This is a genomic window from Serratia sp. PL7, assembly GCF_945957435.1.
The window spans coordinates 589,547-603,966 of the sequence record NZ_CAMFLB010000002.1; the positions used below are offsets into that span (position 1 = coordinate 589,547).

Annotated in this window: 10 protein-coding genes; all 10 read right to left on the bottom strand. The window is 58.2% G+C overall.

All coding sequences use genetic code 11. From position 1 onward, the window contains the following. Positions 1-11: 11 nt before the first annotated feature. Genes N6G83_RS17285 through tagH form a run of 10 tightly spaced genes read right to left on the bottom strand, consistent with a single transcriptional unit; the run spans position 12 to position 14,409 of the window. A complete protein-coding gene (locus N6G83_RS17285; protein WP_211135935.1) occupies positions 12-1,400 on the bottom strand; it encodes a VasL domain-containing protein in 1,389 nt (462 codons plus the stop codon). A 60-nt stretch (positions 1,401-1,460) separates the two neighbouring features. Continuing rightward, positions 1,461-4,994, bottom strand: coding sequence for a type VI secretion system membrane subunit TssM (tssM, locus tag N6G83_RS17290; RefSeq protein ID WP_074031870.1), 3,534 nt, complete (start codon positions 4,992-4,994; stop codon positions 1,461-1,463). Between the two features lie 31 nt (positions 4,995-5,025). After that, positions 5,026-6,420, bottom strand: coding sequence for a type VI secretion system protein TssA (tssA, locus tag N6G83_RS17295; RefSeq protein WP_024529710.1), 1,395 nt, complete (start codon positions 6,418-6,420; stop codon positions 5,026-5,028). 5 nt (positions 6,421-6,425) lie between these two features. Next, entirely contained in the window at positions 6,426-7,091 is a 666-nt protein-coding gene (gene vasI, locus N6G83_RS17300) for a type VI secretion system-associated protein VasI (protein ID WP_065685186.1), read from the bottom strand. A 2-nt stretch (positions 7,092-7,093) separates the two neighbouring features. Further along, positions 7,094-7,876 carry a helix-turn-helix domain-containing protein gene (locus N6G83_RS17305; RefSeq protein ID WP_021178395.1) on the bottom strand — a complete coding sequence of 261 codons (783 nt, stop codon included), beginning with the start codon at positions 7,874-7,876 and terminating at the stop codon, positions 7,094-7,096. Further along, positions 7,873-10,476, bottom strand: coding sequence for a type VI secretion system ATPase TssH (gene tssH / locus N6G83_RS17310; RefSeq protein WP_024529708.1), 2,604 nt, complete (start codon positions 10,474-10,476; stop codon positions 7,873-7,875). Before tssH ends, N6G83_RS17305 begins: the two co-directional genes overlap by 4 nt. A gap of 9 nt (positions 10,477-10,485) precedes the next feature. Further along, on the bottom strand, positions 10,486-11,253 hold the full coding sequence (gene icmH, locus N6G83_RS17315; protein WP_021178397.1) for a type IVB secretion system protein IcmH/DotU: 768 nt from the start codon (positions 11,251-11,253) through the stop codon (positions 10,486-10,488). Further along, positions 11,253-12,599, bottom strand: a complete 1,347-nt coding sequence (gene tssK / locus N6G83_RS17320) for a type VI secretion system baseplate subunit TssK (RefSeq protein WP_024529707.1) — start codon at positions 12,597-12,599, stop codon at positions 11,253-11,255. The genes icmH and tssK overlap by 1 nt, the downstream gene beginning before the upstream one ends. 2 nt (positions 12,600-12,601) lie before the next feature. Next, positions 12,602-13,108 carry a type VI secretion system lipoprotein TssJ gene (gene tssJ / locus N6G83_RS17325; RefSeq protein WP_024529706.1) on the bottom strand — a complete coding sequence of 169 codons (507 nt, stop codon included), beginning with the start codon at positions 13,106-13,108 and terminating at the stop codon, positions 12,602-12,604. After that, positions 13,105-14,409, bottom strand: a complete 1,305-nt coding sequence (gene tagH / locus N6G83_RS17330; protein ID WP_024529705.1) for a type VI secretion system-associated FHA domain protein TagH — start codon at positions 14,407-14,409, stop codon at positions 13,105-13,107. The genes tssJ and tagH overlap by 4 nt, the downstream gene beginning before the upstream one ends. Positions 14,410-14,420 lie beyond the last annotated feature (11 nt).

Here is a 14,420-nt window from a genome sequence, read left to right on the forward strand (position 1 = left end):
CTTCCTGGAGGTTAGCGGGCAGATGCTGCCTGCTGCGTGAGTTGGTGATAGCGACTGAGCAGTGCATTCCAGCGCTCGTCTATCTGCTTGAGCAGCACCGGTGAAGCCGGTTGTTGTTGTTCCACCGAAACCGCCAGCTGCCGCAGCAACTCTTCCAGCGGCGTTTCACGGTTCAGTTCACTTTGCATCTGATAAACCTGCGTTTTCAGATAGGAAAGCGTCAGGCTGCCGCGCGTTTGTTCCTGTTCAAGCAGCTTGTCCGACAGCGCCTGCAAGCGCTGCTGCACCTGGAAATAGCTGTTGTCGGCCCGCTCGCTGCCGAGTCGCGCCTGTAGCAGCCGTTGCCAACGTTGGCTTTGGGCAATCTGCTCCGGATCGGTCGGCCACAGTTGGTTGGCCAGCGCCACCGAGGCATCGGCGGTACGCAACCCGGCCAACGGAGAAAGATTTTCCAGGGTGTTCAATTGCTGGCCGTAGCCGTCCAGAGTGGGTTGGGCCAGCCACAACTGCACCGAACCTTCTGGGGTGGCGGACAACCCCGCCAATCGTTCCTGCATCGGCTTAACCTGCATCAGGTAAGCCGCACCGGCGACCACCAGGCTGCACAGCACACCGCCGCCAAATCCCCAAGCCGTCGCAGCGCGTTTGGCCACTTTGGGTATGGCCGGTGGTGGCGGTGCAAAACGCACCTCCACATTGGGCAGCGGTTGTTCTTTTGGCGGCGGCACGGGTTCTTCGTAGGCCGGAGGCGGTTCATTCGCGGCCGGTTTTGCTCCTGAGAACAGGGTGCGGATCGGCTCCGCTTCGGGCACCGAGAGATACACCATCGAGGGCATCTTCAGCGGTTGCGCTGGCGGCTGTTTGGCCGCTTCATGGGCGGCTTCCAGCCGTTTGGCGGTGTTCTGCATCAGGTACAGCAGGTTTTCAATGCGCGGTACGCGCTTTAGCTCGACCTGTTGCAGTTTGTCGCACAGCAGTTGCAGTGCCCGCTCGGCGCGATACACCAGGCGCAGGTCGTCAATGCCGAACTCGTGCTGGCGCAGTTGGCTACCGACGCGGGCGTTGAACCACTCCAGTATTTCCGAGCGGGCCTGGGGCTGCTCTGGCCACAATCGCTCCCATTGGCTAACGACCATGCCCGCCAACAGCTCGCAGCTTTCGGTAAACCCGGCCAGCCCGTGCCTTTGGGTACGCGCGAGGGCGTAGTACACCGTGGTTTGCAGATCGACCCCGTTGGTACGGAACAGCGTCAACGCCAGCGACTCAATCAGCCGCCAGTTAACCTCTGGCCGCGCCGGGTGGTTGATCTTGTTGATCTCTTCACGAATGGCGCTGAACTCCGGCCAATGGCGCGGATCGCCGCCGGTCTGAATGATGATATTTTCTGAGGCTTCGCTCATGCGGACTCATCCTTAAAGCGTCTCTCTGCCAAGCGCGGCAGAGAGACGGGATAACAACGATTAATACAGCGTGTCTGGCAGGGTGAACTTGCTGAACAGACCGCCAGCGAACGGGTTGTCGGACTCATCCACATGGATGCGGTAGGTCATCTCGCCGCCGTCCACCTTGAAGCGGACATCGAACGAGTTGGTGCCGACGTTGGTCAACTCACCGGCGTTGATCAGCCGCAGCTGTGCCCAAGGGCCGCTGAAGGTAATGCTGCGCGGGGACTTGCCGTTTTCATCCGGGACCAGCGTTACCTTGCTTTCTACCCCGGCCCGCATGGAGTTAGGCCAAACCAGATGCACCATGTTGCTGCGGCCATGGGCGTAATCCAGCAACTGCCCATCCAGATTCAGCACGCTGCGGCGTTTGTTGCCGCTCAGTACCACCGGTTCGATGGCGAACTGAGTGCCCAGGCCGTTTTGTGCCGAGAAGAAGGTTTCGCGGATCTTCTGCGCCTGCGTCAGCTGTTGCAGCACGTCTGGGCGGATTAACAGTTGCCCGTCGCTGCCGCTGCTCAGGTTGTTATCCACGAACGGCTTCAGGTTCTGCTGGTAGAAGCTATCCAGGGTGCCTTTCGGGCCGAAGAAACGTTCAAACTCGCTCAGCGGCACGTCCTGCTGCGATTTAGGATCGAACGGATAACGGCCTGCCAGGTAGGTCTGATACTGTTTCACCACCGTCTCGTTCCACTCGACTTCCAACGATTGGATGGCTTCCATCATCACTACGCGCCAGGCTTGTTCGGCCAAATCCCCTACCCAGCGGTTCAGCGGTTCCGGCAGGTTTTTCGCCAACTGCTGAACCTCGAAGATCGGGTCGCTGCTGTTTTGATCCAGGCGCAGCTGTACCGCCTTCATGGCCGCTTTACCCGGTGCCGGTGAGTTTTGGATCGCCAGCAGGTAACGGTGCAGTTCGGTCAGCTTTTGGTAGACGCTTTGCAGCACGCTGCCTTTGTCACCGTTCTCCACCAGCACGCCGGTTTCTGGCGCGAACTCGCGGTTGACGCGGCCCAGCAGTTGATAATCGGATTTTTGCATCAGTTCCTGGCGTTCTTTACCCTGCAACGCGTCAGGCACCGCAGGCAACCGGGTGTTATCACTCAGCGTCTGCAAGGCACGGCGGAAAGGCTGCTCGCCGCTGATCACCTGCTCGATGGCGCTGATCGCCTGCGGCAGATCTTCAAACTCACCGACCGACAGGTTATTCATCGCCGCACGCCAGGTGGCGGTATAGTCACCGATATACTGCTCGGTCACCTGCCGCTGGATCTCTTTGCGATCCGCCTCGCTATACTCGACGTTTTTGCTGAGATTCAGCACCCAGCTGTCCATCACCGTCAGATCGACCAGTTGGTCATTCTGCTTGGTGAAGTAGTTCTGCAAACCGTTGCGCGTCAGGAACTGCGGCACCACCAGCAGGCGATCGTTGTTGGAGATAAAGATGTCGTCAAAGCTGGCCCCGATCTGATCGCGCAGGTTCAGGGCCGGAGGCAGCGCGTCCTGTGCCTTGATGCGCAGGTTCTGGTACACCCGCTGATAAATCGACAGCTTGCTCAACTCGCGCTGTGCCAGCTGGATCGGCTGGCGATAAGGGATAAAGTTCTTGACGGCAACCTGATCGCCACTTTCCCGCGCGGCACGCCAATCGGTGTGCTTGAGCGCATAGTCCAGATGGCCCATCAACTGCTGTTGCAATTCGCGCTGGCCGTTAAACTGCTGACTCCAGCGGTCGCCCATATACTGTTCCACCAGCGCAATATTGCGGCCACTGCCGTCTTCCAGCATGCGCATCACACGCAGGATTTCGAGTTTCTCTTCGCTACCTGGAGGTGCCGCATTCAACTGCTCCAACAGGCCACTCATCAACGTCGGAACAAAGCGCTGCTGCAACAGTTGCAGATAGGTGCTTTCCACATAAGGGCCGATGTTGTTGCCTTGATACAGGCCCATGTCCGCCAGCAGGCTGTTGCGCTCATGGTAGTTGCCGTAAGCCAGCGTGGCGTCACGGATCGGGTTCAGCAACGGCAGTTGCAGATTGCCATAGCGATCGTCACCCTTCGGCGTCGGGATGGAGAGGAAGGTTTTGGCCTGGGCAAGGACCTCTTGTCCGGCACGGTAGTTGCTTTGATAGTAGTATTGCCAGCACCCCCACAGCGTCAACGCCACCACGGCCCCCACGCAGGAGAACACCATCAGGCGTTTTCTGGAGTTACGCAGCCACAGGCCGTTTTCGCCCGCCAGATTCGGTTCCGCCAGCAACACCTGATTAAACAGCTCTTTGGTGAAGTACGGGGTCGTTTCGGCGACCGGCCAGGTTGGGAAGGCCTGCGGTGACAGGTGATACTGCACGGCGGCAGACTGGGTAAACACGTCATCCATCTGTCCGCGCTGTTGGGCAGATGTCAGGTAGATGCCGCGTAACAGCGGCTGTTGATGATCGCCGCTGTAGAGGATCCCCTCCAGCAGTTGCACCACATACTCTTGCAGGCCCTGCATCTGGCGGGTAAAGCTGAACAGCTGGCTACGTTGTCCTGCATCGACGCCGTTGAGCATCATGTCTGGCATTGCGCCGTTCAACTGGGCGATCCATTGCTGCCAGAACTGCTGCAACTCTTTGCGCCACACCTCCGGCTCGGCGGCGTTCAGGCTGAATGTCACCCCCAGCACCGCTTCGCGCTGGGCCTTATCCAGCGTCTGGTACATCGCTTCAAACCCGTACAGCAGGTCCAGTTTGGTAAACACCACGTACAGCGGCAGCTGGCTATGCAGCGCCTGACGCACATCCTGCAAACGCTGATGGAGGCTGGCAACCATGTTTTCGCGCTGAGCCTTGTTCGCCGTCAGCAACTGATGCAGATCGACGGTGAGGATCAGGCCGTTCAGCGGCTGGCGTTTACGGTGTTCAACCAGCCAGTTCAGCAGGCTTTGCCACAGGCGGCTATTGAGCGCCGCTTTGCCCACGATGGACAGCGTTGGCTGCTCGATCAGCTCACCTGCCGGATCGATCAGCACCGCCTGTTCACCCAGCCAGCAGCGCACGCGCAGCTCACCGGCGTCTTCCACGCTGGTCAGTTCCGGGCTGGCGATTTCGGTCAGCTTGTAGCCTTCTTTGATCAGGGTGCTTTTGCCGCTGTTGCGGGTGCCAATCACCATGTACCAAGGCAGGCGATAGAGATAAGCCGGGGTATTCAGCCGCCGTTGCAACTGCTGCTTCCAGACGCCCAGATACTGGTCCTGCTGTTCGATATCAGCCAGGATCGGATCGTCGACCTGCGTTTTAGCCTGCAGTTGCAGCTTTTCCAGCTGCTGTAAACGTCGCACCATTTTGAAGGTGAGCCAGCACACCGCCAGCAGCACCACCAATGCCGTCACCAACCAGCGGCTCAGCAAAGGTTCGAACGGTTGGTAATCCTTCAGCTTCCATTCCGGCCCGTAAATCCAGACCCAAATCAAGCCGATACAGGCCAACAGCGCCAGCACCACCGGCACCGAGGCTTTGATACGCGGAATGGCTGGTCTGGCAAAATGAATAAATGAGGGCAATTTCATGCGTTAACGCTCCTGTTCCCTTCCCTGGCCATCACGGCTTGAGCTGCCGCTGCTTGTCTGTCAGCAAGGCGATCAACGCCGGTTCCCATTCGCTTAGCTGCACTTGCTGCCCCACCTGCAACAGGTTGTGGTAGTGCTGCTGTGCCAGCGCCGTCATCCCCGCTTTTTCCAGTAACTGGGCGCTGAGCAATTGCAGGTAAAAACGGTCCCTGGGTTCGGATTGCTGCGATTGCCGATCGATCATCTGTAACGCGGCTTCCAGTCCTTGCTGTTGATAGCATTGCCAAATTTCATCCTGTTCAATAGTGTTACCTCCCCCTTTGGCACCCGTTTCCTGCTGTAACCAGCTGGCAGATTCAGGGGAGAGGAATGGCGTCATATCGGTAAAATAAAGGGTGGTTAACGCCGGCATCCGCTCGATAAAGGCGCTCAGCTCGTCACGTATGGCCTGCGCAACCCCTGTATATCCCAGCCGAATAGCGATCTGCGCCGAAAGCGCGTGGCCATCCAGCCAGTAAGGTGCCAGTGCCAGGCTCTGTTCCACCTGTTGCCACAGGGCCAGATCCGCAGTGGCCACGCGCCCCAGATAATCGGCCATGCGATCGACAGAGACAGCAGCCAGCGGCGTGCGCCCATCGGCCTGCGCTATCGGTGGCGCGGTCAAGCTGCCCCAGAGGGCATGGCGACGCAGGCGGAAACCAATGGCGGCCTCGGGGTGCAGTTCACACAGCAAATCCGCCATTTTCAGCAGCGTTTGCCGCCAGGCTTTATCGCTGGAGTTATCAATGCTCAGGCTGGGGCTGATCGTTCTGCCAGCAGAGGCTGATGTCGATGCCGAACCAGACTGAGGGCGTTCTTCCTCCTCAACCACCGGTTCAACAGTGCGAGTAGGCAACCGCGCGTAGCTGGCACGCAGGCTATCCACCTCTTTCGCCAGGGCCGGTTCCTCGCTGTGCCAAACCTGGGCCAGATGTGCCAGCAAACCTTGCACATCCTGGCGTTGGGCGTCCGTCGCCCGTTGGCTAAAGCTGCCGCTGGCGCTGTCAAAACGCTTGAGGATCTGCTGGGCAAAGCGGCGCTTATGCAGCGGGTTCAACGGCCAGGCACTGGTCCAGAAGTTCTGCACGTAAGCGGTCAGCAAGGAGATCGCCAGCATCAGGTCGCCCGGTTCACCGCCGTGCTGCAAGGTACGCAGCAGGTGCACCACCAAACGGAAGTCTTTGCTTTTTTGCGACAGCAGAGCCATCGCCTGCTGCTGAAGGTCATCGATATTCAGCGAGCTGTGGGTCAGCGAACCCACTTTGACCATCTGGCTGTCGATATGCTCCCATTGCGGATCGTCATCGGCCAACGCCTTGGCGGTCTGCTCGGGCGTCAGCGGTGTCAGCAATAATGCATGCCAGGGATGTTGTGACGTGCTATCCATAGTCCTCACCAGTGGCAGGCGTTACGCAGCGGTTTCAGCGCTGGCGTTAACTGCGAAATATTAAATGTCAGACGGGGTAACCCGCCGTTGGTACCGTCGATCGTCAGCGTCTGCGCCGACATCAACCGCTTGATCTCATCAATACCGGCCAGGCCCCGGCTAGATTCCAGCAAATAGCCGTTTTCACGCAGGAACCACTGCACGTTAAACCTGTCGCTATCCGCCGTTAGCGTCACCGCACCGTCTTTTTGCGGGCCGACCAAGGCGATCTGCAAACGGGTAATGTTGTCGATGCAGCTCAGCATCAACACCGGCCGCGGTGGCGGCACACCAATCGCGGGCGTGGTCAGCACCACCTGCGGGTTGTTGCCCTGCCCTTCGCTTATCAGGAATGCCGTCGAGTGATCGCGGCGGCCTTTTTCCTGCGCCATGGCTCGCTGCCAGGCTGGCCCGGCCTGTACCTGACCTGGGTTGTCGCCGCTGGCCGCTGACAACGCGTTGTCGTAGCAGTCCAGACGCACCAGCGGCGAGCTTTCACTGCGGCAGTTCATCAGCAACGCCAACTGATGCGCATCCCCTTCGGGCTGCGCCAGCGAAAGGCCGCTTAGCCACTCGGTGGCTGAATTGCTGCCGGAAAGCAGTAACGAACCGATCAATAACCACGTATTCATAGCTAACACCTGTATTTCGCCAACTTGTAACCCAGGGTGCGCGGCGTGATCCCCAGGCTGTCGGCGATGCGGTTTTTGTCATTGCCATACAGACGCTGGCGCTGCGTCAGTACCGCGGCTTCAAACGCCTCCACCGCGCTAGATAGGTCATCTATCTTGCTGTAATCGCGTGATAGCTCTGGCGAGGTGGAAACGTCGGAGGTACTCAGCGAGACCATCAGCTCATCCAGCTGTTTTTCACGCACCTTGAACATCGAACGCAGCTGGACCAGTTGCGATCGCAGATGCTCCACCTCTTGCAGCTTGTTGAGGCGGTGCTGAAAAATCTGGCAATAGATGGAGAACATGCCGCGGCTGTCCACAAATCGATCGATATCCTCGGCAAACACCGCTATCACCCCGCAGGCCCGCCCCTGGAAATCAAACAGCGGTACGCCATACATGCTGCAACCGTTGGGCAACGCCTCAATAAAGCCGCGAAAGCCGTCATCTTCGATGCGCACTCCGCGATTGAGCGCGTACCAGACTTCGGGCGCGCCATTACGCAGCACCCGCACCAACGGGTGGTTGGTGTCTTCGATATCGGCTTCCAGCTTCACCGTGGCACGACGGTTGGCATCAGACAGGCGCAGACATTCCAACTGCCCCTCGCTGGCGTTGAACATCGCCACCATCAAGCCATCAAACCCGTGACGGTGGTGATCCAGCGTCAAAAAGCCATGGACCAAATGCTCGACCGAATCGTTTTCCAGCAGCGCCAGTAAGCATTTCAGCCGTTGCCTCATAGCGCCTCCTCGACCTGAGCGGTAAACGCATTTCCCTCCGTGGCAATGCGGATATGGCTGATTGCCGTACCTGCCGCCATTTTTTGCAACAGCAGTAGGGAAACCGGTGGCAACAACGCCCCGTCGATAATCGACTCCAGCATGCGCGCCCCGTTCTCGGCACGGGTGGCGCGCAGCAGGATCTCGTCGATTACCTCAGGCTCAATCACCACTTCGGCGTTAAAGCGCTGACGCAGCAGGTTATCCAGGCGTTTGAGCTTGCCGTGGATGATGGTTTGCAGCGTGTCTTTGCCCAGCGGCAGGTACGGCACTACTTCCATACGCGCCAACAGGGCAGGTTTGAAGAAGGCCGCCAGCTCGGGGTACAGCAATTCGCCCAGCAGTTCCGGCTGTTCGGCGTGATCGACAATGGTCTGATAACCCAGGTTAGAGGTCAGGAAGAACACCACGTTCTTGCAGTCGATGATGCGGCCTTCGCCGTCGGCCAGTTCACCCTTGTCGAACGCCTGATAGAACAGGTTGAGCACGTCGGGATGGGCTTTTTCGACTTCATCGAGCAGCACCACCGAATAGGGTTTCTGGCGAATGGCTTCAGTCAACACGCCGCCTTCGCCATAACCCACATAGCCCGGCGGTGAGCCGATCAGGCGCGAAACGGTGTGTTTCTCCTGGAACTCGGACATGTTGATGGTGGTGAGATAGTGGCGCCCGCCGTACAACAGCTCGGAGATCTGCAATACGGTCTCGGTTTTACCGACGCCGCTTGGCCCCACCAGCAGGAAAGCCCCCATTGGGCGACCCGGACGGCGCAAATCGGCCCTGGCGGTCAGCAGATGCTGATGCAGGCAGTGGATCGCGGTTTCCTGGCCTTTGATCTGATCGCCAAGATACGTTGGCAGCTCGGTAACCACCGACAATTCGCTCTGCGACAGGCGGTTTAACGGCACGCCGGTCCACTCGGCGATCACCGCCGCGATCTGATGCTTATCCACGTGTGGAGACACCAGGGTTTGATGCTGTTGCAGTTGTTCAAGCTCAGCACCCAGCGCAGCCAGATTAATAGCCTGTTCTTCCGTCGCATTCTCTTCCTGCGTCAGCAGCTCTGCCCGCAGGGCGATGATCTGCTGCACCAACTGCTGCTGGGTTTGCCAACTGGCATTCAGGTCTGCCAGTTGCTGTTCGATCTCAGCGCGCTGCTGTTGCAACACCGATAAACGCTCATCCGGCTGGCTCAGGTTGAGGCGCTGCTCACGCTCCAACATCTGGATTTCCATCGCCTGCTGGTGCAGCTGCGTTTTCAGTGCCGACACCTGGCGCGGTGCCGAAGTCAGGTTGATCGCCACCCGCGCGGCGGCGGTATCGAGCACGTCGATGGCCTTGTCCGGCAGTTGGCGGCCAGAGAGATAGCGATCGCTAAGCACCGCCGACGCTTGTAGTGCCTCGTCGTCGATCAGCACGCCATGCGCCTTCTCATAGATAGTGCGCAGGCCGCGCATGATCACCGTAGCCTCTTCAGCACTCGGCTCAGAGACTTTCACCAGTTGGAAGCGGCGCGACAGCGCGGCGTCTTTCTCAAAATACTTTTTGTATTCGCTCCAGGTGGTGGCGGCGATGGTTTTCAGCTCACCGCGCGCCAACGCCGGTTTCAACAGGTTGGAGATATCCAGGCCACCCTGCTGATTGCCCGCGCCGATCAGCGTATGGGCTTCATCAATAAACAGGATGATCGGCGTGGCCGACTGGGCAACTTCCGCCATGATCCCCTTGAAGCGCTTTTCGAACTCGCCTTTGACCGCAGCACCGGCCTGTAACGCGCCGAGATCCAGCGTCATCAGTTCGCTGTTGCACAACTTTTCCGGCACCTGGCCGTCCACGATGCGCAGCGCCAGGCCTTCGATCAGGGCGCTTTTTCCTACGCCAGCCTCACCCACCACGATTGGGTTGTTCTTGCGGCGGCGGCACAGGATATCGATCATCAGATCGATTTCTTCATCGCGGCACAGCACCGGATCTAAGGTGCCTTTACGGGCCTGCTCGGTCATATTGCTGGCATAGCGAGCCAGCAGGCTTTCACCATTGGCGGCGGCAGCGGCGGTTTTATCACCCGCTTTCGCTACCCGAGGGGCTTCTGCGGAATCGGCGGTCCAGTCAGCAAAGTTCTGGCGCAGCAGTTCGCGGTTCACCGGGGATAACAACCGGCTGGCCGCCGGTGTGAGATAACGCATAGGGCTCAGCAGTAAGGTCAACAACATCACCCCGCCGCGCAGCTGGCTGTGATCCATTTCGGCCGACGCCAATAACCAACTGTCCTGCAACCACTCCACCAGCAAAGGGGAGAAGCTGGGATAAGCCTGAGTGACCGACTGATAGCCGGAAATACGTTGATCGAGCGACTCACGCAATGCGTCAGTGTCCACGCCAGCATGATTAAGGATCACCCTGACGTCGCTTAAGGGGCTGGCGACCATCTGCATTAATACCTGCGAGACCGTCACTTCCGCTTCCTGCAGGCTGACGCAGTGAGCCGCCGCCGCCTCCAGTGCATGGCGGGCGATGGGATTAAGGCGGTTTACCAGCGTGGGCAAGTCAATTTGAATCATCTGTGCTTCCTAGCTCAATAAATTGTTTAGCTGCTGCAAAATATCCTGAGTCTGTCCATGTAACTGGATGGCATAAAACAGGTAAATCACCGTCAACAGGCCTAAGCCACCCCATAGCAGATGCTTGATGGTCAACCGTTTACTCAGGTAATAGCGCCCGCCGGTGCGGCTTTGTTTCTGGTGCAAGACGGTCGCGGGGGCTTCACCGCGCAGCTGTTGCAGTTGGTGATGCAGCCGACGGAACAGCCGTTCAAAGTCATCGCTGTTTTGCAATGTCACCTTGTAGCGGCCGCGATAACCCAGGCAGAAACACAGGTAGATGAACTCCAACAGATCCTGATAACGTTTGGGTTCGCCCATCAGGCGCTCCAGCAGGACGTACACCTTCTCACCGCCCCAGGTTTCGTTATGGAAATGCACCAGCAAGGACTGCTGTAGCCAGCCGTTTTGCGTATTCCAACCGTGCCCTAACGCCGTCTCATCGATAAAGGTACAAAGCACGTAGCGGAACGAAACGATCGCCCCTGGCTCGTAGCCTTTGGTTTGCAGAAACTGCTCAATGGCGCGGATATCCGTCACCACCTGCTGATAAAGCTGGTCTGGCAGCGGCTGGTTTTCCATGTCCTTCAAGCGCAGCACCATGCCGAGTAACGGCGTGGCGGCATCCACCATCGCATTCAGGCTCTCGCCGCGCAGCGGGAGCTGATATTGCCGATACGAAGTGACGGTTTCCGTTTCGGGCAGCGCGGGGTTATCCGTGACGGCATGCATTTTCATTAGCTGCTCCTAATCGCCCAGAACTGCATATCCAGTTCTGGGAAGTCACCCGAAACGTGGAAGGCAATCGCGTTGCTTTGCAGGACCTCTTTCCAGGTCGGGCTTTGTCGATCCAACATGAAGTAGGTGTAGCCGGAATGGTAAGGCAGTTGACGCGGTGCGGCAGAGAGCGCCACCAGCGGCACACCTGGCAGTTGCAGGCTAACCAGCTCACGGATTTTCTCCAGCGAGGTGATCTTGGTTTGCTGCACGAATTGACGCCGCAGCTGTTCCTGCGGGATCTGCGCCCGGACGGCCAGCACAAAGTCGGCGCTGCGCAACAGATCGCTGTCGTTGATCGTCCCCACACGAATGCCGTTAGGCTGCGGATGCAGCTGTACCGAGATGGCACGCGGTGTCAGCACCGTGCTGAGCGTTTGGCGCATCGCCAGGAACAGCGGCTGGAAGCAGTCGGTCAGGTTGTCATGGTTATAGACGATGAAGCTGCCCGCCAGACGTGATTCGTCGGTAAAGGTGCGCAACTCGCCGCAGGTTTGCACCAGGTGGCTATAAAAATCCTGTGGGTGCAGCACTGCCTGATGGGACAGATGGGTGAATAGTGGCTGCATGCGGTTGAACACCTGCAGCATCATAAATTCGGCCACGTCGGCAATCCCCTGCTGGCCCGGCGAACCGATACGTTTGGCCAGCAACCGGGCGCGCTCCACCAAGGTGCCTTCCACTTCATCCATGAAGTCTTTCAACTGTACGGAAGCGTGCAGGGTGGTGCAGGTAGGAATAAATTCTTCATCCAGGATCAGCGAGCCGTCCGGGTGCTTCTCTTTGATGCGGCAGACCGGCAGCACGGAATAGGCGCTGAGATCTTCAGATCCCTGCATCAAACGCGGCGCAAGCTGGGCCAGCAGCAATTGGCTGACATCGCCGCCGTCGGTGTGCAAGTCACGCACGTCATCGGTATGTTCGGCGTAGCGGATCGCCCCAGGCAGTTGGCTGTGCGGGCTGGCAACCTCATTGATGGTGTCGTTGAGCATCGGCAACGCCAGATAGATATCGCGGCTGGCGGCATCGTTGCAGTTCAGTACATCCAGCGGCTTGGGCGAGCAATCCTGATAAGGAATATCAAACACCGTGCCATCAGCCATGCTACCGCTGGCGTTGGTCAAGCCGATACGCCCCAGCTTGAGCAGTTCCTGATTGATCTGCAGCGAGTGGAAGCCATAGGTGTAATTGGTCAGCGCGGTGATGCGGCGCTGCAGCTGATAATCGTTATGTCTTTGTTGCTGTTGAAAGTGTTGTGGCTTAATGAACAGGCCTTCGCGCCAGATCACCCGATTCTTGGTCGGCATGGTTATTCTTCCTCTTTCCTTAAGTCGATTTCATCCGCTTTAACGTGGATCAGCACGCCGTAGTTATGACCAACATCGCTGAGCTTGATGATTTTTTTCCATTCAGCGCGATCAACGTCGGCATAGTAGGCAATCACCCCCAGATAGTGGGTCTTCTCTTCCAGCTCAATGGCGGGTAACGGTTTATATTGGCTCGGCAGCAGGGTGTATTCCTGGTGGTCGATGTAGTTCTTACTGAGCGTTTTCTTCAATATTTCCGTGTCGAGCTGGTCGTAATCGGCCGCCAACAGTTTGGAATCGTCGCTCAGGTACACCACCGCAATCTCGGTCGGCGCGGCCTCACCTTTCTCATTGGGGTTGATGTTCGCGTCCGCCAGCAGCGTTAACCGCAGCGTAGAAGGCTGCTCGGTAACGCGCTCCGGCTTCTTGTTTTTCCATATCGTGCATCCTGACAGCATCAGCACCAGGCATAGCGCAGTCGTCAGAAAGTATCCTCTGCCACCTTTCATCGTTCGCTGTCCTTCATCCCCTGGCGCAGCGCCTGGTCGTAAGCCTGTTCATACACTTCGCCAAACAGCTTTTCGAAGCCCTGCTGGCGGCTGGAGGCCAATTCCTGGTAGTAGTTTTTGTACATTTCCCAGGCCCAGGCGGAGTCTTGTTCCTGGCGCTCGTTGCTGCGCATGTAATGGCTAAAGCGCGTCAGCAGTCGCTCTGGGGAGAAAGCTTCCAGCATGGTGCTCAACGCCTGGGCAATCGCCTGTTGGTTGGCCTGATGGTGCAGGCGCAGGTTATGCAGGCTCTCGGCCACCGCCGCCGGGGCGGAAAGGTGCACCGGGCTTTTTTGATCGGCAAACAGCAGGCTGAGGGTGGTGTCGTAATCCATATTCAGGCGCAGCGGGTTATCTTCGATTGGCCGCAAATGCTTGTCCCGCAGGCCGTGTTGGCTGCGCTGCAAGGCCAATAGCCCTTCAATAGCGGCCCTGAGCGTTTTGCCAGCTTCCTCGAGGAAGTCATTGGCCTCCTGGCTGTTGCGGATTGGCAGTTGCGCGCCAAAACCCCGCATCAGCGGCGTGATCGCCACGTGCTGCTGTTCCATCTTGCTGTCTGACGGTGCCTGCTGGCCGGAAAGAAAACTGCTGATTTGCGGCAGATCGATAAACTCCTGATCCATGGCACTGTCCTTGGTGATATCAGAAAGTGGAGAAGAGAACAGCGGATCGCGGTAGCGATCCTGTTGTAATGATTGATCGGCACCGGTGAGGGCGCTCAGAGGTTCGTGCATCGTCAGGCTCTCGGTTTCCAATACCCGCAGCGGGTCGTGGCTGAAACCGTTGGCGACCGTGGCAGCGAGGCGGTTGTCCTGCTCATGGTGGGAAACCTGTGTATTGCCCCCCTCCATCATCGCTTCCAACGGGTTGCTGTAGCTGGAGACCAGCGATTCTGGCGAAACCATCAGCGGATCGATCATATCGGCGCTCGAGCGGCTGATATGGCTCTTGATGGCCAGATTGCCTACGCTGATTTCATCACCTTGCTGGATGCGCACCAAACCGGAGTTTGCCGTCAGCATCGACTGGTTAATACTCACCGCACCGTTGAGCACCCGCAGGCAAAAGGACCCATCACGCCATTCAATGGCAAACTGTGAAGGGCTGATATTGCCGCCCTGATCTTGAATAGACCAATGATGGCTGCCGTCACTGCCAACCACCCCACCCTGTGCATTAAACAGGCTGCTGGCCGGTTTGCCACTTTCCAATCTGTCGCTATTGACGACTCGCAATGATAGCGTCGGTTGCTGTTTATCCATGATCTCTCTTC